19 protein-coding genes are annotated in these 22,018 nt (G+C 63.6%); 7 read left to right on the forward strand and 12 right to left on the reverse strand.

The genetic code is table 11. The features are described from left to right. The first annotated feature begins 28 nt into the window (after positions 1–28). Positions 29–1,030: a dihydroxyacetone kinase subunit DhaK gene (locus tag HU773_RS16010; protein WP_057440830.1), complete on the forward strand. Its 1,002-nt coding sequence runs from the start codon at positions 29–31 to the stop codon at positions 1,028–1,030. A gap of 3 nt (positions 1,031–1,033) precedes the next feature. Then, the gene (dhaL, locus tag HU773_RS16015; protein WP_186625645.1) at positions 1,034–1,681 is read left to right on the forward strand and encodes a dihydroxyacetone kinase subunit DhaL; all 648 of its coding nucleotides are present in this window, start codon (positions 1,034–1,036) and stop codon (positions 1,679–1,681) included. Between the two features lie 10 nt (positions 1,682–1,691). On the opposite strand, the gene HU773_RS16020 is transcribed toward dhaL, so the two are convergent. Next, positions 1,692–2,567, reverse strand: coding sequence for a LysR family transcriptional regulator (locus tag HU773_RS16020; protein WP_186625643.1), 876 nt, complete (start codon positions 2,565–2,567; stop codon positions 1,692–1,694). A 150-nt stretch (positions 2,568–2,717) separates the two neighbouring features. Here HU773_RS16020 and HU773_RS16025 point away from each other — a divergent pair, with 150 nt between their 5' ends. After that, entirely contained in the window at positions 2,718–4,244 is a 1,527-nt protein-coding gene (locus HU773_RS16025; RefSeq protein ID WP_057440823.1) for an MFS transporter, read from the forward strand. Positions 4,245–4,278: 34 nt separating this feature from the next. On the opposite strand, the gene sohB is transcribed toward HU773_RS16025, so the two are convergent. Continuing rightward, on the reverse strand, positions 4,279–5,301 hold the full coding sequence (sohB, locus tag HU773_RS16030) for a protease SohB (protein WP_057959237.1): 1,023 nt from the start codon (positions 5,299–5,301) through the stop codon (positions 4,279–4,281). A 361-nt stretch (positions 5,302–5,662) separates the two neighbouring features. Here sohB and HU773_RS16035 point away from each other — a divergent pair, with 361 nt between their 5' ends. The 3 genes from HU773_RS16035 (at position 5,663) to hglS (ending at position 8,294) form a co-directional block, all read left to right on the forward strand. Beyond that, positions 5,663–6,373, forward strand: coding sequence for a histidine phosphatase family protein (locus HU773_RS16035; protein ID WP_057959236.1), 711 nt, complete (start codon positions 5,663–5,665; stop codon positions 6,371–6,373). Positions 6,374–6,429: 56 nt separating this feature from the next. Beyond that, positions 6,430–6,744 carry an SCP2 sterol-binding domain-containing protein gene (locus HU773_RS16040; protein WP_057440819.1) on the forward strand — a complete coding sequence of 105 codons (315 nt, stop codon included), beginning with the start codon at positions 6,430–6,432 and terminating at the stop codon, positions 6,742–6,744. A 179-nt stretch (positions 6,745–6,923) separates the two neighbouring features. Then, positions 6,924–8,294: a 2-oxoadipate dioxygenase/decarboxylase HglS gene (gene hglS / locus HU773_RS16045; RefSeq protein WP_186625641.1), complete on the forward strand. Its 1,371-nt coding sequence runs from the start codon at positions 6,924–6,926 to the stop codon at positions 8,292–8,294. A 146-nt stretch (positions 8,295–8,440) separates the two neighbouring features. On the opposite strand, the gene HU773_RS16050 is transcribed toward hglS, so the two are convergent. The 8 genes from HU773_RS16050 to HU773_RS16085 form a co-directional block, all read right to left on the reverse strand. After that, a complete protein-coding gene (locus HU773_RS16050; RefSeq protein WP_032857259.1) occupies positions 8,441–8,680 on the reverse strand; it encodes a DUF465 domain-containing protein in 240 nt (79 codons plus the stop codon). Positions 8,681–8,758: 78 nt separating this feature from the next. Then, entirely contained in the window at positions 8,759–11,296 is a 2,538-nt protein-coding gene (locus HU773_RS16055; protein ID WP_186625639.1) for an excinuclease ABC subunit UvrA, read from the reverse strand. Between the two features lie 57 nt (positions 11,297–11,353). Beyond that, positions 11,354–13,483 (reverse strand): hybrid sensor histidine kinase/response regulator, encoded by a 2,130-nt coding sequence (locus tag HU773_RS16060; RefSeq protein WP_115128452.1) that lies wholly within the window; start codon positions 13,481–13,483, stop codon positions 11,354–11,356. Between the two features lie 135 nt (positions 13,484–13,618). Then, positions 13,619–16,717, reverse strand: coding sequence for an error-prone DNA polymerase (locus tag HU773_RS16065; protein WP_217883905.1), 3,099 nt, complete (start codon positions 16,715–16,717; stop codon positions 13,619–13,621). Then, positions 16,693–18,108: a Y-family DNA polymerase gene (locus HU773_RS16070; protein ID WP_170044257.1), complete on the reverse strand. Its 1,416-nt coding sequence runs from the start codon at positions 18,106–18,108 to the stop codon at positions 16,693–16,695. The genes HU773_RS16065 and HU773_RS16070 overlap by 25 nt, the downstream gene beginning before the upstream one ends. A gap of 7 nt (positions 18,109–18,115) precedes the next feature. Then, positions 18,116–18,727 carry a translesion DNA synthesis-associated protein ImuA gene (gene imuA, locus HU773_RS16075; protein ID WP_120733431.1) on the reverse strand — a complete coding sequence of 204 codons (612 nt, stop codon included), beginning with the start codon at positions 18,725–18,727 and terminating at the stop codon, positions 18,116–18,118. Then, positions 18,727–19,344: a transcriptional repressor LexA gene (gene lexA, locus HU773_RS16080; protein WP_120733433.1), complete on the reverse strand. Its 618-nt coding sequence runs from the start codon at positions 19,342–19,344 to the stop codon at positions 18,727–18,729. Before lexA ends, imuA begins: the two co-directional genes overlap by 1 nt. A gap of 79 nt (positions 19,345–19,423) precedes the next feature. Next, on the reverse strand, positions 19,424–20,392 hold the full coding sequence (locus HU773_RS16085; RefSeq protein WP_057440806.1) for a Gfo/Idh/MocA family protein: 969 nt from the start codon (positions 20,390–20,392) through the stop codon (positions 19,424–19,426). A 138-nt stretch (positions 20,393–20,530) separates the two neighbouring features. On the opposite strand from HU773_RS16085, the gene HU773_RS16090 reads away from it, so the two are divergent. After that, a complete protein-coding gene (locus HU773_RS16090; RefSeq protein ID WP_057959228.1) occupies positions 20,531–20,893 on the forward strand; it encodes an NUDIX hydrolase in 363 nt (120 codons plus the stop codon). Positions 20,894–20,896: 3 nt separating this feature from the next. On the opposite strand, the gene HU773_RS16095 is transcribed toward HU773_RS16090, so the two are convergent. Next, the gene (locus tag HU773_RS16095) at positions 20,897–21,145 is read right to left on the reverse strand and encodes a DUF1652 domain-containing protein (RefSeq protein WP_057440802.1); all 249 of its coding nucleotides are present in this window, start codon (positions 21,143–21,145) and stop codon (positions 20,897–20,899) included. Between the two features lie 462 nt (positions 21,146–21,607). Beyond that, on the reverse strand, positions 21,608–21,937 hold the full coding sequence (locus HU773_RS16100) for a hypothetical protein (RefSeq protein WP_057959227.1): 330 nt from the start codon (positions 21,935–21,937) through the stop codon (positions 21,608–21,610). Positions 21,938–22,018 lie beyond the last annotated feature (81 nt).

Consider the following 22,018-nt stretch of genomic DNA (forward strand, 5'->3'; position numbering starts at 1 on the left):
CAAGACAACAAGAACAGGAACCCGCGTTATGAATCGAGTCATCAACGATCCGGACCAAGTGGTCGAGGACATGCTGCGCGGCATTCTGGTCGCCCATCCCGAGCTGCGCCAATGCGACAGCAACCCCCGCGTGATCAGCAAGGCCAAGCCCTCCGGCCCAGGCCGCGTGGGCATCGTCACCGGCGGCGGTTCCGGCCATGAGCCGGCGTTTCTCGGCTACGTCGGCCCCGGCCTGGTGGACGCGGTGGCCGTCGGCGAAATTTTCTCGTCGCCCACCGCCAAGAGTTTCTTCGACGCGTTTCGTGTCGCCGATCACGGCGCCGGCGTGGCCTGTCTGTACGGCAACTATGCCGGCGACAATATGAACGTGAAGCTGGCGATGAAAATGGCCGCCAGCAAGGACATGCAGATCCGCACCGTGGTCGCCAACGATGACGTGGCGTCGGCACCCAAGGCCGATATCGCCAAGCGCCGCGGGGTCGCCGGGGAAATCTTCATGTGGAAGATCGGCGGGGCCGCCGCCGCGCAGCACTATGACCTGGATGGAGTGATCCGCGTCGCACAGAAGGCGGTCGATCACTGCCGCTCCATCGGCATCGGCCTGACGCCCTGCACCATTGCCGCGGTGGGCAAGCCGAACTTCCAGATCCCGGACGGCCAGATGGAGTTGGGGATCGGCCACCACGGCGAACCCGGGATCGAGGTGATCCCGATCGAGTCTGCAGCGGCCATGGCTGAACGCATGCTGGCACCGATTCTCGCCGACCGCGATTTCAGCCAGGATGACAGCGTGGTGGTGCTGGTCTCGGGCCTGGGCGCGACGCCGGTGATGGAGCTGTACATCTTCTACGCCGAAGTCGAAAGCCAGCTCAAGGCCAAGGGCCTGAAGATCCATCGCTGCTACGTCGGCAACTACTTCACTTCCCTGGAAATGATGGGCGTGACCCTGACCCTGCTGGGCCTGGATGCCGAGCTGAAAACCCTGATCGACCAACCTTGCCGCTCCATCGGCATGACCCAGGCGGAATAGACCATGAGCCAGCATTTTTCTACCCACGACGGCAGTGCGATTGTCACCGACCTGGTCAGCGTGATCGTCGCCAACCGTGAATACCTCAGCGAAGTCGATGGCGCGATTGGCGATGGCGACCACGGCATCAACATGGCCAAGGGCTTCGCCCATTGCGGCCGCACCCTCGAAGGCCGGCAACTGACCCTGGCCGAGGCCCTGGATGAACTGACCCTGAGCCTGATGGAAGGCATCGGCGGCTCCATGGGCCCGCTGTATGGCAGCCTGTTTATCGGCATGGCCGATGAAGTGCGTGGCAGCGAAAATATCGACGCCGCGACCTTCGCCCATCTACTGCGCGGCGGCCTCACCTCCCTGCAGGACATCACCGAAGCCGGCGTCGGCGATAAGTGCCTGATGGACACCCTGATCCCGGCGGTGGAGGCGTTTGAGCAGGCACAGGCAGCGGGTGCGTCCTTCAGCGACGCCTTGGACACGATGAAAAGCGCCGCCTCCCAGGGCCGCGACTCGACCAAGGACCTGGTGGCCAAGATCGGCCGGGCCAGCCGTTTGGGCGAACGCTCGCTGGGGGTGCTGGATGCGGGGGCGGTGTCATGCTGCCTGATCCTCACGCAGCTGGCAGACTCGATACAGCCCCGCCTGACCCGGTAGGGGCTAGTTGCTACGGGGTGGGGCTGTGTTTGATGTGCTGGATATAACGCACCACCGCCGGGGCTTTTTCAAAGCGCCGGTAGATCAGCGACAGCCACGACGACGCATCGCTGCCCTGGAGGGTGCGGTAGTGCACACCCGGCAAGCTGACATGCCCCACCACCGACTCCGGCACCACCGCCACGCCCTGCCCCAGGGACACCAGGGCAATCACCGCCACCAGGCCTCCCGGCTGCGGCCCCAGGCGCGGGGCATACCCGCCTTGCGCGGCCACCTGCAAGGTGCCGCTGATTTGCTCGGGCAGGATGAAGGTCTCGTTCTGCAAATGCTCGCAGGTGATCGCCTTCAAGCCCAGCAGCCACGAGCCCTGTGGCAGCGCCAGGACAAAACCCTCACTGCCCAGGCGCAGCGCCTCCACGCCGTCGGGCAGGGTCATGGGTGAGCGAATGTAGCCAATGTCGTAGCGCCCTTCGGCCACCAGCCCCGGCAACAAGGCCATGGGGCTTTCCCGCACGCTGAGGCTGACATCGGCAAACTCCGCACAAAACCCCTGCACCTGGCGTTGCAACACGCCGGAATACACCGCCGACGCCACATAGCCCAACTCGATATGGCCGATCTCGCCACGCCCGGCGCGCTGAGCATTGCGCTGGGCGAACTCGAACTGGCGCACGGTGGCTTCAGCTTCACCCAGCAACGCGCTGCCCGCCTCGGTCAGGCTGACATCCCGCTGACGCCGGATAAACAGGCGGGTACCCAGGGCGCGCTCCATATCCTGGATCTGTCGGCTCAAGGTGGGTGGGGCAATATCCAGTTGCTCGGCGGCCCGCGTGAAGTTGCGGTGCCGGGCAACGGCCAGGAAGTAGCGGAAATGACGTATTTCCATTGCAGGATTAGCTCAAAGGTAATGATGTGCTTCGCCTCGGCTAACAGAATCACTGGGCGCCGACGATAAGCTCACAGGACATCCACAGTAGAGAGTCCACCTGATGCCCGTCAAATCCGTCTTGCCTGTTGCCTGTCAGGTAATCCTGCCATGAGCCGGGTCAGCCCCCGCCTTACCCTGTTGACCGCCTCCGGGGTCTGTTCGTTGATTGTCCTCGACACCAACATCGTCGCCGTGACCCTGCCGACCATTGCCCGCGACCTGGGCGCCAATTTCGCCGATATCGAATGGGTAGTCAGCGCCTATATGCTGGCATTCGCCGCCCTGCTGCTGCCAGCCGGGAGCATTGCCGACCGCTTCGGCCGCAAGAAAACCCTGGTGTGGGGCCTGGGGATTTTTATTCTCGCCTCCCTGGGCTGTGGCGCCGCGCCCAGCGTGCTGCTGCTGGATATCGCCCGCGCCGTGAAGGGTGTCGGTGCAGCGTTGCTGCTGACCTCAGCCCTGGCCTCCATCGGCCATGCCTTTCACGATGACCTGGAACGGGCCAAGGCCTGGGCATTCTGGGGCGCCTGCATGGGCGTGGCGATGACCGCGGCGCCGACCCTTGGCGGCCTGATTACCCACTACATGGGCTGGCGCTGGATTTTCTACCTCAACCTGCCGGTGGGCCTGGCCTTGCTCGCACTGGTCCTGCACGCCATCCCGGAATCGCGCGACAGCCAATCGGCGCGCCTCGACCCCTGGGGCAGCCTGACCTTCAGCGCCAGCCTGCTGTGCCTGATCTGGGGCCTGATCGAAGCCAATCGCATCGGCTGGGACAACCCGCTGACCTATGCGCGGCTGCTCGGCGGCGCGTTGCTGCTGGGCCTGTTTGTGTGGGTGGAGCGCTTGCAGCGCCGGCCCATGGTGGACCTGCAACTGTTCCAGTACCCACGGTTTATCGGGGCCTTGCTGGGGATGTTTGCCTATGCCGGGTGTGCCCAGGTGATGATGACGCTGCTGCCGTTCTACCTGCAAAACGGCCTGGGGTTTTCCGCGATTGCCTCGGGCTTGGGGATGTTGCCGTTTGCCCTGACCATGCTGATCTGCCCGCGGATCGGCGCACGCCTGGCCAGCCGCTTTGCCCCCGCGACCATGATGGCGGCCGGCCTGGCCCTGGTGGGCAGCGGCAACCTGCTCAGCGCCTGGGCGGTGAATGTCGGCGGTTATCTGCCGTTCGCCCTGGCGATTGCAGTGACTGGCGCCGGGGCCGGCCTGCTCAATGGCGACACCCAGAAAAACATCATGGCCTGCGTGCCAAGGGACCGCGCGGGCATGGCATCGGGCATGAGCACCACGATGCGTTTCAGCGCGATTATGTTGGCGATTGGGGTGTATGGCGCGCTATTGGCCAGTCATAGCGAGTATCTGCTGCAAACCAGCCTTGGTACGCAATGGCAGGCCCAGGTACCGGGGATTGCCTCGCGGGTGGTGGCCGGGGATATGCCAGCGGCCATGGCACTGCTGCCGGAGTCGGCGCAGGGATGGGTGCAACCCTTGGCGTGGCAAGCGTTTGTCGGCGGGTTTGCCAGGGTGTTGTGGGTGGCGGGGCTATTGGGGCTGCTGGGGGCGCTGGTGGTGGGCCTGCTGATGAGGCATCCGATTCCACTGCTGCAGGATCGACGCGATCCCCTGTAGGTGCCGGCTTGCCGGCGCCTACAGGGTGGGTGAGTTACCAGAAACGCTGTTGAGTCAGGCGGCTCCACCAGGTCAGCAGCACCCGGTCCACCGAGCCGCTGGCCGCCAGGCCCACCCGCTCCTGCAGGCTTTTACGCTCGGCATAGTGCAGGTGGAACAACTCGGCGGTCTTGGCCTTGGTGGCCAGGTATTCGTCACTGGTCTGCAGCGCGTCTACCAACTGCTTGTCCAGCGCCGCGACGCCCAACCAGACTTCGCCGGTAGCCACTTCATCAATCGCCAGTTGCGGGCGATAGCGCGACACGAAGTTCTTGAACAGTTGATGGGTGATATCCAGGTCTTCCTGGAACTTCTCCCGGCCCTTCTCGGTGTTTTCGCCAAACACCGTCAGGGTGCGCTTGTATTCGCCAGCGGTGAGTACTTCAAAGTCGATATCGTGCTTTTTCAGCAGGCGGTTGACGTTGGGCAACTGGGCCACCACGCCAATCGAGCCGAGGATGGCAAACGGTGCGCTGATGATCTTCTCGCCGATGCACGCCATCATGTAGCCGCCGCTGGCCGCGACCTTGTCGATGCACACCGTCAACGGCACGCCCGCCTCGCGGATCCGCGCCAATTGCGAGGACGCCAGGCCATAGCTGTGGACCATGCCACCGCCGCTTTCCAGGCGCAGTACCACTTCATCCTTGGGCGTGGCCAGGCTCAGCAGCGCAGTGATTTCGTGGCGCAGGCTGTCGGTGGCCGACGCCTTGATGTCCCCGTCAAAATCCAGCACAAACACCCGTGGCTTGGCTTCGGGGGTTTTCTTCTGTTTTTTCTCGGCCTTGCCCTGGGACTTGCGCAGGGCCTTGAGCTGATCCTTGTCGAGCAGGGTCTGCTCCAGGCGCTCGCGCAGGCCTTTGTAAAAGTCATTGAGCTTGCTGACCTGCAACTGCCCGGCATTCTTGCGCCGGCCCTTGCTGCGCAACGCCGCAAAACTGATCAGCACCACCAGGATGGCGACGACCAACGTGACGGTTTTAGCCAGAAAACTTGCATACTCAGCCAAAAACTCCATGGGACTCCTTACAGAAACGGTGCGCCAGGCGCGATTGCCCCAGCATACCGATGGGACGGCCGGTGAGCCAGAGCTGAAACCCCTTGAAACGGGCCTCTCAAGGCTCATGCTCGTGAAAGGATCCAACAAACACCGCTAAACCCTGTGGGAGCTGTCGAGCCTTGGCGAGGCTGCGATAGCGGTGGGCCAGGCAACATCTCTGCTGACAGTGCCGCTGCCATCGCAGCCTCGCCAAGGCTCGACAGCTCCCACACGGATATCGGCCTCTAACGGGCTTTTAAAACAAGCGTATGTTTTTTCATTGACAGCTTCCCGGCATCCTCATAACCTCGCCAGACTTTCAACGTACCGGGTGACGGACGTGGGCAGCATCTATTTGATTCGACATGGCCAGGCCTCCTTCGGTGCAGACGACTATGATGTCCTGTCGCCCGTGGGTGTGCAGCAGGCGCAGATACTGGGCAGCCATCTGGCAGACCTGGGCCTGACGTTCGACCGCTGTGTGTCGGGCGACCTGCGGCGCCAGCAGCACACGGCCAATGCCACGCTCGAGTCCATCGGCGCCCAGGGCTTGCCGGTGCCGCCCCTGGAAATCGACAGTGCCTTCAACGAATTCGACGCCGACGCGATCATCCGCGCCCTGCTTCCGGACCTGCTCGACAGCGAGCCCGAAGCCCTGGATATCCTGCGCAACGCCCAGCAAAACCGTGGCGAGTTCCAGCGTATCTTTGCCCTGATCATCGAACGCTGGCTGAGCGGCACCTACGACACCCCCGGCCTGGAAAGCTGGCTGGGGTTTGTCGAGCGCGTCCAGGGTGGCCTGCAGCGCCTGCTGGAGACTGCCGACAGTTCCCACAAGATCGCCGTATTTACTTCTGGCGGCACCATCACCGCCCTGCTCCACCTGATTACCCGCATACCTGCCACCCAGGCTTTCGAGCTGAACTGGCAGATTGTCAACACTTCGCTCAACCACTTGAAGTTCCGTGGACGCGAAGTGGCACTGGCTTCCTTCAACAGCCATACCCACTTGCAACTGTTGAAGGCGCCGCAGCTCATCACCTTCCGATGAATTGCGGCCAACCGTGACCCCAAGGTCACTGGCACCACCCATAAAAGGATCGAACCATGACTGACGTAGCTAAAGCCGTAGAAGCAATGAAAGCCAAATTCAACCCAGCCGCTGCCGACGGCCTGGACCTGGTGTTCGGTTTCCGTATCGACGAGAGCCAGAACTTCTCCCTGATCGTCAAGGACAACACCTGCGAACTGCAAGAAGGCGTGAACCCTGACGCCCAGGTAACTCTGGTGATGGACGCTGAAACCATGAAAGGTATCGTCAGCGGCGAAACCGACGGCATGCAGGCCTTCATGGGCGGCAAACTGCGCGCCGAAGGCGACATGATGCTGGCGATGAAACTGAGCGAACTGTTCCCAGCCTGATCCAGGGCAACCTGGGTTGACCAATCCCGCCTACCCAGGCGGGATTTTTGTGTGTGCCTGTGGCGCTCATTCATTTGCAGAATGAAGTCCAGAGGAATCTTCGTTTGCGCCCTCGGGCAGCGCCCAACAAAATCTGGCTTACGGCCCACACCACCGTTACCGCAGCCAGGAATTTTTCTATGCCTAACCCGCGTTTTATCAGCCCCGATGCCATCCGCAAAGACTTCTCCAAGGCCATGTCCGACATGTACCGCGAGGAAGTGCCGCTGTATGGCGCGCTGCTGGAGTTGGTGGCCGAAACCAATGCCCGGGTGCTGGCGAGCGATCCAGACCTGGCGCAGCAACTGCAGCACACCGGCGAAATCCAGCGCCTGGACATGGAGCGCCACGGCGCCATCCGCCTGGGCAGCGCCTATGAGCTGGCAACCATCAGCCGCCTGTTTGCAGTAATGGGCATGCACCCGGTGGGTTACTACGACCTCACCCCGGCCGGCGTGCCGGTGCATTCCACAGCCTTTCGCGCCGTGCATGAAAGCGCCTTGCAGACCAGCCCGTTCCGGGTCTTCACCTCGCTGCTGCGCCTGGAGCTGATCGAAAACCTTGAACTGCGGGCCTTTGCCGAATCAGCCCTGGCCAAGCGCTCCATCTTCACCCCACGGGCCCTGGCCCTGATCGAACAGGCCGAAGCCGACGGCGGCCTGAATGCCAGCGATGCCCAGGCCTTTATCCAGCAAGCCCTGGAAACCTTTCGCTGGCACCACACCGCCACGGTCAGCGCGGCCCAGTACCAGCAACTCAGCGACCAGCACCGGCTGATTGCCGACGTGGTGGCCTTCAAGGGCCCGCATATCAATCACCTGACCCCACGCACCCTGGACATCGACCGCGTACAAGCCGACATGCCCGGCAAAGGCATCACCCCCAAAGCCGTGATCGAAGGCCCACCCCGCCGCCAATGCCCGATCCTGCTACGCCAGACCAGTTTCAAGGCCCTCGACGAAGCCATTGCCTTTACCGATGCCAAGGGCAGCCACAGCGCACGCTTTGGCGAAATCGAACAACGTGGCGTGGCCCTGACGCCCAAGGGCCGGGCGCTCTATGACCAACTGCTCAACGCCGCGCGGGACGAACTGGGTGCCTTTCCCAATGAAGCCAACGCCCAGCGCTATACCGAACTGATGGCACAGCACTTCCAGGCCTTCCCGGATAACCATCGGGCCATGCGCGAGCAAGGTTTGGCGTACTTTCGCTACCGAGTGACCGACAAGGGCCGTGCCGCCGAGAAGGACGCGCCACAGAGTCTGGACGCGTTGATCGAGGCGGGTTACGTCGATATCGAACCGTTGGTGTATGAAGATTTTCTGCCGGTCAGCGCGGCGGGGATTTTCCAGTCGAACCTGGGCGATGCGGCGCAGAGTCACTACGCGGCCAACGCCAACCAGGCTGAGTTTGAACAGGCCCTGGGCCGCCAGACTCTTGATGAGTTGCAGCTGTATGCAGACACCCAGCAGCGCTCGATCGACGCCTGCCTGCAGGTGCTGCGCACCTAGAAAAAGAGTTCGCCCGACACCACAACGCATTCCATGCGCAGTCAACGTGCCCCAGGGTCGGGCGAACGGTTGGGATAATAGGCAGTGGCGGGGTTGTTGTCCTTGGGGCAATTCTGAACAAATATGGACCCTTCCCCCAGCGTTGGCTAATGCCCCTTGGTCTGCTCCAGTTGTTCGACGATTTTATCTTTGATCAACAGGCGTTTCTTCTTCAGGTTCTCCACATCATCGTCATTGGCACTTGCAGATTCAGCCTCCAGCACCTCCTTGTCGGCAACGTCATACTGGGTGAGCAATACATCCAACCGATGGTGGCTTGCCCGACGCTGCTGGACATCCTCCTTGCTCAACCCCAAATCCTGATAAAGATCATGTTTCACTGGCATGAAGTACCTCCGCAAGTTAATCAATGACTGGTCCACCTTGAAGCTAGCCCATCCAGGGGCCTCTTGTCATGCCCAAGGTCAATTCCCTTGGCCCAGCTCGCGTGCGAGGAAGGGGGCAGTGCGGCTGGTTTGGTTCTGGGCGAGGTGCTGGGGCGTGCCGCTGGCGACGACGTTGCCGCCCTGGTCGCCGGCGCCTGGGCCGATGTCGATGACCCAGTCGCTCTGGGCCACCACGCGCATTTCGTGTTCGACCACGATCACTGTGTGACCGGCATCCACCAGGTGGTTGAGTTGCAGCAGCAGGCGGTCGACATCACGGGGGTGCAGGCCGGTGGTGGGCTCGTCGAGGACATACAGGGTTGCGCCCCGTGCGGTACGTTGCAGTTCGGTGGCCAGTTTGATCCGCTGGGCCTCGCCACCGGACAGCTCGTTGGCCGGCTGGCCCAGGCGCAGGTAGCCCAGGCCGATGTCGCGCAGGACCCGCAGCGCGCGCAGCACGCTGGGTTGTTCGGCGAAGACGTCCACCGCCTGCTCAACGGTCAAGCCCAGCACCTGGGCAATGTTCAGGCCCTGCCAGGTAATCGCCAGGGTCTGGGGGTTGTAGCGCGCGCCGTGACAGGTCGGGCAAGGTGCGTAGACGCTGGGCATAAACAACAATTCGACGCTGACAAACCCCTCACCCTCGCACTTCGGGCAACGACCCTTGGCGACGTTGAAGGAGAACTGCCCGGCATCGTAGTGGTGTTTTTTCGCCGCTGGGGTGGCGGCGAACAGCTTGCGCACGTTATCGAACAGGCCAGTGTAGGTCGCGAGGTTGGAGCGCGGGGTGCGGCCGATGGGCTTCTGGTCCACCTGCACCAGGCGGCGGATCTGCTCCAGGCCCGCGCGGATGCGGCCACTGCTGGTTTGCGGCGCCGGGTCTTCGAGGTCGGGCTCGTCGTCGCTGACCACCACCCGACCCAGCCCCTCACCCACCAGGTCCAGCAGGGCCTGGCTGACCAGGCTGGATTTACCCGAGCCGGAAATCCCCGTCACAGCAGTAAAACAGCCCAGGGGAAAGTCCACGCTCACCTCGTCGAGGTTATTGCGGCTGACCCCTTCCAGGCTGAGCCAGCCGCTCGGCGCACGGCGCGAGGTGTTCAGCGGGCGCGGCTCGGCAAACAGGTATTCGCGGGTCTGTGACGCTGCAATCTGTGCCAGGCCTGCCGGTGGGCCGCTGTACAGCACCTGGCCACCCTGCTCGCCCGCCGCCGGGCCGACGTCGATCAACCAGTCGGCACGGCGCATGGTTTCCAGGTCGTGTTCCACCACAAACAGTGAATTGCCGGCGGCTTTCAGGCGCTCCAACGCCGTGAACAGGGCTTCGCCATCCGCCGGATGCAAGCCGGCCGACGGTTCGTCCAGCACATAGATCACGCCGAACAGTTGCGAGCCCAATTGCGTCGCCAGGCGCAAGCGCTGCAATTCGCCAGAGGACAGGGTTGGCGTGCTGCGCTCCAGGGACAGATAGCCCAGGCCCAGGTCGGTCAGGGTGCTGACCCGCTCCAGCAAATCCTGGGCGATGCGCTGGGCGGCCAGGCGTTTTTCCACCGAGAGTTTTACCCGGCCCTTGCCCTCGGCCACCGGGCGCAGGAGCTGCGCCAGTTGCAACAATGTCAGTTGCGACAGCTCGCCAATATCCACCCCGGCAAACTTCACCGACAACGCGGCCTTGGTCAGGCGCTTGCCCTCGCACAAGGGGCACGGGCTGCCTTGCATAAATTGCGCGACACGCTTTTTCATCAGCGCGCTCTGGGTGTGGGTGAAGGTATGCAGAATGTAGCGACGGGCGCCGCTGAAAGTCCCCTGGTAGCTGGGTTCGAGTTTGCGCTTGAGGGCGTCGCGGGTCTGCTCCGGGGTCAAGCCGGCATACACCGGCACCGTGGGCGTGTCCTCGGTGAAGAGGATCCAGTCGCGCTGTTTTTTCGGCAGCTCGCGCCAGGGGATATCGACGTCGTAGCCCAGGGTCACAAGGATGTCCCGCAGGTTTTGCCCCTGCCAGGCCAGCGGCCAGGCGGCGACCGCCCGCTGGCGGATGGTCAGGGACGGATCGGGCACCATCAGTGCCTCGGTCACTTCATACACGCGGCCCAGGCCGTGGCACTGCGGGCAGGCGCCCTGGGGCAGGTTCGGCGAAAAGTCTTCGGCATACAGCATCGGCTGCCCCGGCGGATAACTGCCGGCACGGGAATAGAGCATACGGATCAGGCTGGACAAGGTGGTCACGCTGCCCACCGACGAGCGCGTGCTCGGCGTGCCCCGCTGCTGTTGCAGGGCCACGGCCGGCGGCAGCCCCTCGATGGAATCCACATCCGGCACGCCCACCTGGTCAATCAGGCGCCGGGCATAAGGCGCGACCGACTCGAAGTAACGCCGCTGCGCCTCGGCGTACAACGTGGAAAACGCCAGGGATGATTTGCCCGACCCCGACACCCCGGTGAACACCACCAGAGCATCCCGTGGGATGTCCACATCGACATTGCGCAGGTTATGTTCCCGGGCGCCGCGCACCCGGACAAAACCGGGGCGCGCGGCCAGAAGATCAGTGGCAGGCGGCAAGTGGCGCGATGAAGTCATGGTCAACCTTATAAGAGTCAGCGGTCCAGGGGTGGATCCGGCAACAGGGGTAAACGTTCAATCGCAGTAGCTCACCTGCGTGGTCAATACCGAGCGTACCTGTCGCGCCAGTTCCTCGGGGCTGTAGGGCTTGCCCAGCAGATGAATGTCGTTGCCCAGCAGGTGGTCGCTGGAAAGAATGTCACGGGTATGCCCGGAGGTGAACAGTACTGCAATGGGCGGCTGTTGCGCCTTGGCCCAGGTGGCCAGGTCGGTACTTTTGATCCGCCCCGGCATGACCACATCGGTGAAGATCAGGTCCGGCCGCAAGCCGGTGCGCAGCATCAGCATGGCGTCATCGCCATCGGTGGCAGTGAGTACCGTGTAGCCGGCCTGTTGCAGCAGTTCCACCGCGGCGCCGCGGACGCCTTCGTTGTCCTCCACCACCAGGATGGTTTCCCGGCCGCCTTCCTGCTGCTCCACCTGGTCGGGCGCTTCCTGGCTTTCCGGCTCAAGGCTGTGGGGGAAGTACATCTGCACCAGGGTGCCCTGGCCTGGCTCGCTGCTGATCTGCACATGCCCGCCACTTTGCTTGACGAAGCCAAACACCATGCTCAAGCCCAGGCCGGTGCCGTGACCGTCAGGCTTGGTGGTAAAGAACGGCTCGAAGACCCGCTGCAGCACCGCCGGCGACATGCCGGCCCCCGTGTCGCTGACCGACAGGCGCACATATTCGCCGGGGGCAATCCCGTTGCGGCTGCCATCTTCGGGCGACAAAGTGATGTTTTCACCGGTGATGCGGATCACCCCCTCGCCCTTCATCGCATCCCGGGCGTTGATCGCCAGGTTGAGCACGGCGTTTTCCAGTTGATTGCGATCGACATGGATGCACCACGGGTCTTGCGGCAACTGCACATCAATCTGGATGGTTTCCCCCAGGGCCCGCTGCAGCAACTCACCCAGGCCTTCATAAATGCGCCGCGGGTTGAACACCGCCGGTGACAGTGGCTGGCGCCGGGCAAAGGCCAGCAGTTGCGAGGACAGCTTGGCACCGCGCTCGACGGCCGCCAGGGCAGCACCGACGCGCCGTTGGACCTGGGCGTTATCGCGCTCATGGCGGGCCAGCAGGTGCAGGTTGCCGGCAATCACCTGCAGCAGATTATTGAAGTCATGGGCCACGCCCCCCGTCAGCCCGCCAATGGCCTCGAGCTTTTGCGACTGGCGTAACTGCTCCTCGGCGGCCGAGCGCGCCTGGACTTCGGCGGCGACGCGCTGCTCCAGGTTATGGGTGAGCTTGAGCAGAGACTCTTCAGCGATCTTGCGCACATGGATATCAATGATCACCCCGGGAAAGCGCAACGGCTGGCCGCCCGCGTCCAGCTCGCAGCGCCCGCTGGCCAGTACCCACAGATAGCTGGCGTCCGGGCGTCGCACGCGAAACTCGACGTTATATGGCCCACCCGTCGCCAGGGTCTGGGCAATCAGGCGGTTGACCCGCGCCAGGTCGTCGGGGTGGATGGCCTGGGTGGCGACTGCAATGGAAACACCCCGCTCCACGTCGTCCATGGACAGGCCCAGGGTACGGGCGAAACGCTCGTCGCCCGAGAGGCGATCCGGCAGCACATCCCAGACAAACGACCCCAGCAACGCCCCGGCATTGAGGGCCAGTTGCAAGCGTTCGTCCGCCACCCGGTAAGCCCCCTCGGCTTCCTGGCGCAAACGCTCGGACAGCACATGCTCGGTGGTCTCCACAACGATCGCCAACACGCCGGCCGGATGCTGGTCGTCGCCGGCCACCGGGCTGTAATAGAGGTCCAGCCACAAATCCTCGGGGCGGCCATTGCGCAGCAGCATCAAGGCCTTGTTGCGATAGGACAAGGTGCCACCGGCCAGGCAGGTGTCCATGACATGCCGGTTGAACTCGGCCACTTCCGGCCAGCCCTGCTCGACCGGCACCCCCAGCAAAAACGGGTGGCGCCCGCCGGCAAACACCGAATAGCTGTCGTTGTAGATCATGTACCCGGCGCGGCCCCAGAGCATCACCATCGGCACTGGCGAAGCGAGGAGCATCTGCACCGCGCAGGTCAGGCTGGTGGACCAGGTATCAATGGGGCCCAGGTCAGTGGTGGACCAGTCAAAGGCACGAATCCTTTGGGCCATTTCACCGCCCCAACCGTCACAGCCGTAGGTATTGGATAGAAATTGCATGGATCAGCTCAGTGCAGAGAGAGGACAGTCGCCAATGTTGGAGCATAGCCGGGCGCGATGGTTTCACTGTGTAGAAGAACCATTGCAGGAGCCGGCCCCCACAGGAGGGACGATTAGGTCGGTGCGCCCTACCCGTCAGTGGAAATCCCGGCTACGCACGCTGATCCCCGCCAACAGCGGCGTCAGGTCGCTCAGGCGGCCGGCGATCAAATGGCGGACTTCGCCCACCGCCTCCCAGCGCCCATCCACCTTGAGCAGCCGTGAGCCCACCAGCACCTGGCGCTGACGCTCGGCCAGCTCACGCCAGACCACCACGTTGAGGTTGCCAAACTCATCTTCCAGGGTCACGAAGGTCACGCCACTGGCCGTGCCCGGGCGCTGGCGCCCGGTGACCAGGCCGGCAACGCTGACATTGCGTCCGTGCTCCACCGCCTGCAATTCCTGTGAACTGCGGCAGCGCCGCGCACGCAGTTGATCACGCAACAGCGCCAGGGGATGGGGCCCCAGGGTGGTGCCCACACTGGCATAGTCGGCATACAGGTCCTCACCGACACTGGGAGCCGGTAGTTGCACCGCCTCCTCCCGCGGGCTCGACACCCCGGCAAACAACCCCAACTGTTGCTCCACCCCGGCCACGTCCCAGCGTGCCCGGTGCCGGTGCCCGGCCAACTGGCGCAAGGCCCCGGCATCGGCCAGCAGTTCCTGGGCACGGCTGTCCAACTGGGCGCGCTCGCCCAGGTCGGCGATCCCGCAAAACCCAGCGGCCTGGCGGGCGGTTTCGATACGCCGGCCATCCTCTTCGCGAAAGCCGCTGATCATGCGCAAGCCCATGCGAATCGCCGGCTGCTGGCCGTCAATGGGTTCCAGGCTGCAATCCCAGTCACTGGCGGTCACGTCCACCGGGCGAATCTGCAAATGATGGCGACGCGCATCCTGCAGGATCTGATCCGGGCTGTAGAAGCCCATGGGCCAGCTGTTGATCAGGGCACAGGCGAACGCCGCCGGTTCATGGCATTTGAGCCAGCAACTGGCATAGGTCAGCAAGGCGAAACTGGCCGCATGGGACTCAGGAAAACCATAGCTGCCAAAGCCCTTGATCTGCTCGAACACCTGGGCGGCGAAGGTTTCGCTGTAACCGTTCTTGAGCATGCCGTCGCGCAGCCGCTGGCGATGGGGCTCCAGACCGCCATGGCGCTTCCAGGCGGCCATCGAGCGGCGCAACTGGTCAGCTTCGCCGGGTGTGTAGTGCGCCGCGACAATGGCGATCTGCATCACTTGCTCCTGGAACAGCGGGATACCCAGGGTGCGCTTGAGTACCGCCTCCAGCTCGGGCGATGGATAGGTCGTGGGCTCTTCCTTGTTCCGCCGGCGCAGGTACGGATGCACCATGCCGCCCTGGATCGGCCCTGGGCGCACGATGGCCACCTCGATCACCAGGTCATAGAACGTCTTGGGTTTGAGTCGGGGCAGCATGGACATTTGCGCCCGGGATTCGATCTGGAACACGCCGATGGTGTCGGCGCGGCTGATCATTGCGTAGGTCGCCGCATCCTCCGAGGGCACCGTCGCCAGCGTCAGGTCGAGGTGACGATGGCGGCGCAGCAGGTCAAAACAGCGGCGGATCGCGCTGAGCATACCGAGGGCGAGGATATCCACCTTGAGCAGGCCCACGGCGTCCAGGTCGTCCTTGTCCCACTGGATGATGGTGCGCTCGGCCATGGCGGCGTTTTCCACGGGCACCAGGGTGTCCAGCGGCTGCTCGGAAATCACGAAACCGCCGGGGTGCTGGGACAGGTGACGCGGGAAGCCGATCAGTTGCTGGGTCAGGCCCAACACCCGCCGCAATACCGGGCTGTCCGGGTCGAAACCGCCTTCGCGCAGGCGCTCCAATGGCGGCGCTTCATCGCTCCAGCGCCCACAGCAATCGGCCAGGGCATTGACCTGATCCGGTGGCAGGCCCAGGGCCTTGGCCACATCACGCACCGCGCCGGCACCGTGGTAGCTGCTGACTACTGCGGTCAAGGCCGCGCGGCGCCGGCCATAGCGCTGGAACACGTATTGCAGCACCTCTTCACGACGCTCGTGTTCGAAATCCACGTCGATGTCCGGTGGCTCGTTGCGTTCCCGGGACAGGAAGCGCTCGAACAGCATGTTCATGCGGCTGGGGTCGATTTCGGTGATGCCCAGGGCAAAGCACACTGCCGAGTTGGCCGCCGAGCCACGGCCCTGGCAGAGGATCGAACGGCTGCGGGCGAAGCGCACGATGTCGTGCACCGTCAAAAAGTAGCTTTCGTAGCCCAGCTCGCTGATCAACTCCAGCTCATTATTGATCTGCTCCAGAGTCTTGGCTGCTACCCCCTCGGGCCAGCGCCGGGCAATGCCTTCTTCGGTCAAGGCACGCAGCCAGGATTTTGGGCTCTGCCCTTCTGGCACCAGCTCCCTGGGGTATTGATAGCGCAACTGGCTCAGGTCGAAGCTGCAACGGCGGGCGATGTGCAGCGATTCTTCGAGCAAGTGCGCCGGGTACAACGCACCCAGGGCCTCCAGGCTGCGCAGGTGCCGCTCGCCATTGGGGTGCAGGCGCTGGCCAGCTTGCGCCACCGGCAGGTGGTGGCGGATCGCGGTCATGGTGTCCTGCAAGGCACGCCGGCTGCGCACATGCATATGCACATCGCCACAGGCCACGGCCGGCAGGTGCAGGTCGGCGGCCAGTTGCAGGCGTTGCGCCAGGCGGCGGGCATCGTCCTGGGCGCAATGCAGCTCTACCGCCAGCCATAGCCGCCCGCTGAAGGTTTCGCACAACCATTGGCCGTCGGCAGGTGTGTCGCCCTCCTCGGCCAGCCACAGCACCAGCAGCCCCGGTACCGGCTCGGCAAAGTCTTCGCGTAACAGGCGGTACTGGCCTTTTGCGGCACGGCGCCGGGCCTGGGTGATCAGTCGGCACAGGTGTTGGTAGCCCTGCAGGTTTTCCACCAGCAGCACCAGTTTCGGGCCGTTTTCCAGGCGCACCTCACTGCCGACGATCAACCCCAGCCCAACCTCCTTGGCCGCCTGCCAGGCCCGCACGATGCCGGCCAGGGTGCATTCGTCGGTGATTGCCAGGGCCTGATACCCCTGCTGTTTGGCGCGCTCGAACAACTCGCGGGCACTGGACGCGCCGCGCTGGAAGCTGAAGTTCGACAGGCAGTGCAGCTCGGCGTAGCCCTCCATCATGCAAACCAGCCTTGCAGCCACAGCCCGGCGCTGTCACCCACGGTGCGATAGGCCCAGCCTTGCTGCCCGCTGCGAGTGCGCACCAGGTAGTAATCGCGGCGGATATCCGCGCCATCCCACCAACCGGACTCGATGCGCTCCGGGCCCAGCAGGATCTGCAGGCCCTGCTCGGCGAGCAGAGTCGGTTCATGGAGCAGCCAGCCAGGGCGTTGCACCGGGCTCAAGGCCGGGCAGGCACGGCTGTCGGCGCCCGGCAGCCAGGCGCACTCGGGACGATGGTCGGCATGAAAACGCAAGCCCTGCACCGCCTCATCCCCCAGGCGCGCGCGCAGACGCTCGCGCAATTGCACCCAGGGCAGGGTTTGCTGCGGGCGCTCGTCGAACAGGTCCTGGCGCTGCGGTACAAACACCGGCAAGTCTTCGGCCAGCAGGCGCAGGCCACGCACCGGCGCCGCCACTTGCACCTGCTCCAGGCGGCCACGGGCCAGTTCAAACAGCATCGAGGGTTCGCGCTCGGCACTGAGCAGGCCCACCTGGATCACGCTGTCGGGCGCCTCGGCATGCTCCAGGTGCAGGGCAAAACGCTGCACGCCACTGTCGCGGCCACAAAGGAACGCCGCAAGGTCGCCGGTCAGGCGCCGCAAGGGAAACAGCAGCGCCTGGTGGGACTGCACATCGAAATTCAACTCGATGCGCAGATCAAAACGATCCGGCGGCTGATAAAAATCCAGGGCCAGTGGCCGTTGCCCGGTCAAGGCATCCAGGTGCTTGAGCACCCCCGCGTCGAAGCGCCTGGCCAGGGTATGCCGGGGCAACGCCTGCAGCTGGGCCAGGGTCCGCAGGCCCATGCGCGACAAGGCCGTGGCGGCTTGCGGGTCGAGGCCGACGCGATCAATCGGCATCGACCCAAGGGCGTGCTGTAAACCCTCGACATCGGCCACCGCCAGGCCATCGTAGGCATTGGCCAACACCCGCGCAGCGGCCGGGTTGGGGGCGGCGACGATACGGTGGCGAAAACCCAGGGCGGTCAGTTCCTCGCGCAAGCGTGCTTCCAGCAGCGGCCACGGCCCGAACAGGCCCAGGCTCGATTCGATTTCAAACAACAAGGCCCGCGGATAGAACACGCTGACCTGGGAACTGAAACGGTAGGCCCAGGCCGCGAGCAATTGCTGGCAGCGCTCGATATCCACCGGGTCGTATTCGACGCAGGTAAAAGCCTTGGTCAGGGCATGGGCCGCCGTCAGGGATTGGCCGGGCCGCAAGCCCAGGGCACGTGCAGCGGCATTGACGGTTTGCAACACCCGGCGTTGCGGCGGGCCGGCCAACAACGCCAAGGGTTGGTCGGGTTCGGGACGCTGACGCAAGACCCCGTCCAACGCCAATTGCGGGAAGACAATGCACACCCAGCGCATACCAACCTCAGTGCCCGCTGGCCAGGGCAATCGGCGCGGGATGGGCGAGGCCGCCCCGACACTTGAGCACCCGCACCTGGCTCGGTTCGACGACCAGGCGCAGGGCGGCCGGTGACGGGTTGATCGCCTCGCTCAGGGCCCGCCAGGCGAACGCCAGGGTCTGGCCGGTTTCGGCGGCCACCTGCAAACGGCGCAAGGCCCGGTCATCGGCCTTGTGCGGCCAGCACAGCACCGCGCCGCAACTGCCGGAGCGCAGGCATTGCTCGGCCGCCCACAAGGCATCGCGTTCATCGGCCTGGATCACCGAGAGCTGGCGCAGGTCCACCCCGGCGTTCTGCCAGGCGTGGGGGTATGGGGTATACGGCGGCGCCACCAGCACAATCCGCTCGCCGGCCGCCGACAGCCGCGCCAGGGTTGGCCAGACCAGTCGCAGCTCGCCCACCCCCTGCTGGGCCACAAGGATTTCACTCAAGGCCGCCTCCGGCCAGCCACCGCTGGGCAACACCGCATCCAGGGCCGCCAGCCCGGTGGGGTGCACACTGGCCGGCGGCGCGGCCGGCCGCCCCTTCCACACCCGCCCGCCATTGAACAGCGAGTCCAGCGCAACCACCGCGCCCATCAACCTTGCCTCACCAAGCCACAGAACACGCCTTCGATGGCCAAGTCCTGGTCGGCACGAACCACAATAGGTTGATAGGCAGGGTTGCGCGGCAACAGGCGCACACTGTGGCCCACTCGCTCGAAACGCTTGATGGTGACTTCGCCGTCCAGGCGCGCGACCACGATCTGCCCGTTCAGCGCCTCGGCACTGCGCCGCACGCCCACCAGGTCGCCATCGAGAATGCCGTCCTCGATCATCGAGTCCCCCTGGACCCGCAGCAGGTAATCCGGGACCCGGGCGAAGGTCGCCGGATCGAGCATCAGCCGCGTGTGCACTTCGGCGTCGGCGCCGATGGGCAGGCCAGCGGCCACGCGGCCCAGCACCGGGACCTCCAGCCACTCAGGCCGCGCCGGTTGATTGAGCAGGCGAATCCCCCGGGCCTGGTTCGGGTTGACCTCGATAAACCCGGCTTCGGTCAGCGCCAGCACGTGTTTGCGCGCCACACTGCGCGAAGCAAAACCAAAGGCCTCGGCGATCTCGGCGAGGCTGGGGGGCTGACCTTGCTTCGCGATACGTTCGCGGATGAAGTTCAGGATGGCGGAACGGCGGGGAGTGAGAGTCGTCATGGAGTACATTTGTACTCCTATGGGAAATTCCTGACAATAGCCGCCAGTCAGACCAACACCTTGCCGGCTCCGACAAGGGTGGGCGGCGTCAGGGCTTGCGCTGCAACACCCGATCCATGATGCGGTCGGTCTTCAAGGCCTCGATCGCCAGTGCCGGGTGCACACTCTCGCCGCGAATATGCGCGTTCATGCCCAGCACGTGGTGCCACTGGATATGGGGGTGATGGGCAATATGCAGGGTTTCGCTGACCTCGGCTGCAAGTTGCAACGGCTGCTCGTCGAACACGGAAAAACTGATGCGCCCTGTGCTGCCGATCAACTCGACCCGATCCTCGCGTCGGTCAGCCACAAAGTTCCAGCAGCCCATCCCCAGCGCGCCCGAGCTGAAGCTCCAGCAGGCGGTGACCGCATCTTCCGCCGCATAGCGCCCGGCCTGGCGCGCGGTATAACCCGTGACCTCGACAATATCCCCTGCCAGGTACTGGAACAGGTCGAAGCCATGGCTGGCGAGGTCGGCAAAATAACCACCGCCGGCAATCGCCGGATCGGTACGCCAGTTGCTCGCGTTGGTGTCCGTGGGCGATGGCGGCTTGCACAACGTCCAGTTCAGCTGCCGTAACTCGCCGATGCGCCCCTCTTGCAGCCAGGCACGCACCTGCTGGAAGCGCGGCAGGGAGCGGCGGTAATAGGAAACAAACAGATGCAGCCCGGCCCGCTCGAAGGTGCGCTGCATCAAGGCGCTCTGCTCGGCATTCAGCGCCATCGGCTTTTCGACACAGCAATGCTTGCCCGCCGCCGCCACCAGCAGGCTGTATTCCAGGTGGCTGTCGGGGGGCGTAGCGATGTACACCGCATCCACTTCGGGGTCATCAATCAGCGCCTGGGCATCTGTGTAAAACCGGGCAATCCCATGGCGTGCCGCATAATCGCGCACGGCTTCCTCACGGCGCCCCATCACGGCCACCAGGGCTGAGCCTGGCGCTTTGTAGAAAGCGGGTCCACTCTTGATTTCAGTAACACTGCCACAACCGATCATGCCCCAGCGGATGGTGCTCATATGACTTTCCTTCATCGGTACTTTTTCAGTCGGGCAGTATCAGCGTTTTCCTTCGCGGTCTCCAGCCTCCGCCCATAAAGACCCAGCATGACAATTGCATTACACTTTTATGACGATCATCTTGCGGGGGCACAGACGATGAAAATACGCGCAACGGTGATTTGCGAAAGTGAGGGGCACATTCTGTTCGTGCGCAAGGCCAGGTCGAAATGGGCATTGCCCGGTGGCAAGGTCGAGCGCGATGAGCGCCCAGTCGGCGCGGCCGAGCGGGAACTGCAAGAGGAAACCGGGCTGAACGTGGATGGTTTGCTGTATCTGCAGGAGTTGAAGGCCAGTGACACGCTGCATCACGTGTTTGAAGCCTCGGTGGTGAACATCGACCAGGCCCGGCCCTGCAATGAAATCACCGACTGCCAGTGGCATGCCTATAGTGCCCTGGAGCAACTGGACACCACCGACGCCACCAAGCGCATTGTCCGCTCGTTTCTGCGCCGGCTCTGACGCCTAGCCGAATGCCGCAAACCCACGGCGCCCGGCCTTGAGTTCGGTGCGCAGTTCGCCAATCAGGTTGGAGATGGCACGGATGCTGTCCAGACCCTGGGGCGACACGCCGGTCAACAGCAGTTCGACGCGACCGGACTCCGGTTCGAAGACTCGGATGGTCAAGAAACCCTGGGGGTTGACGCTACAGTCGCACGACAGCGGGACGAAACCGGACGCCATGATGCGGCTCAACTCAGCGATCGGAATCATCCTGGGCACCCTTGCTCGCACATGACGCGGTGGACGTGATCCATGCAGGGTAGATCAGGTTGTGCAACGCGTGTAGGCAATCCTACGAAAGTGTTAGCTACCCCACACTTTTCTGCGAAAGCGTTGGTGCACTGGCGCCAGAAAAACCACGGACGTTTATCTGCCAGGCAGGTATGAAGGTCAAATCGCGGACAAAAAAAATCCCAAGTAGCTGATGGAAACTTGGGATTTAAAAATGCATAAACCGTGGGAGGTGAACGCCCGGTCATAATAACCATCGAGACAACCTGTAACAAGTTGATTATTAGCCTTTCGTCGGATTGAAACAGCGCTAAGTCATTCAATAACCACACATTTTTCAGGGTTCGCGATATCTTTCGTGCCACTTTTTGGTGCAACTTCCAAACTTACCGGGTTAAAACCCTAATAACTATCAGGTTAATAACCGAGTATGTAGCGTGTCTATTTACGCGCCCGTTTGTAGCGCACGCACTCTTCATAAAAGCTCGAACGAACAGCCGTCGGTTTGAGCCGCGAGGGGCTGTCATAGGTCTGCTCGGTGATCCCCATGGCCATCATGCGCATCCAGGACTTGTCGAACTTGTACCGCTGGATTTTCTGCCGCGCGGCATACAGCGAAACACCGGCCAACTTCAGCTCCTGGGCCCTGGCCGCCGTGCCCGCGCCCCAACTGCACATGTACCGATCCCCTTCGCGCAGCGTCTTGCCCTGGGCCGCCGCCGCCCCGCTCGCCAGGGCCAAGGCAATCAGCGTGATTTTTACGTTACGCATTGGCATCCCACCTAACCACCTGAAAATAAAAGTGATTTTGGCGAAACATCGGCCAGTTGGGGGCCATTAAAATGCCTTCTC

The organism is Pseudomonas shahriarae, assembly GCF_014268455.2.
In the GTDB taxonomy this organism is placed as follows: domain Bacteria; phylum Pseudomonadota; class Gammaproteobacteria; order Pseudomonadales; family Pseudomonadaceae; genus Aquipseudomonas; species Aquipseudomonas shahriarae.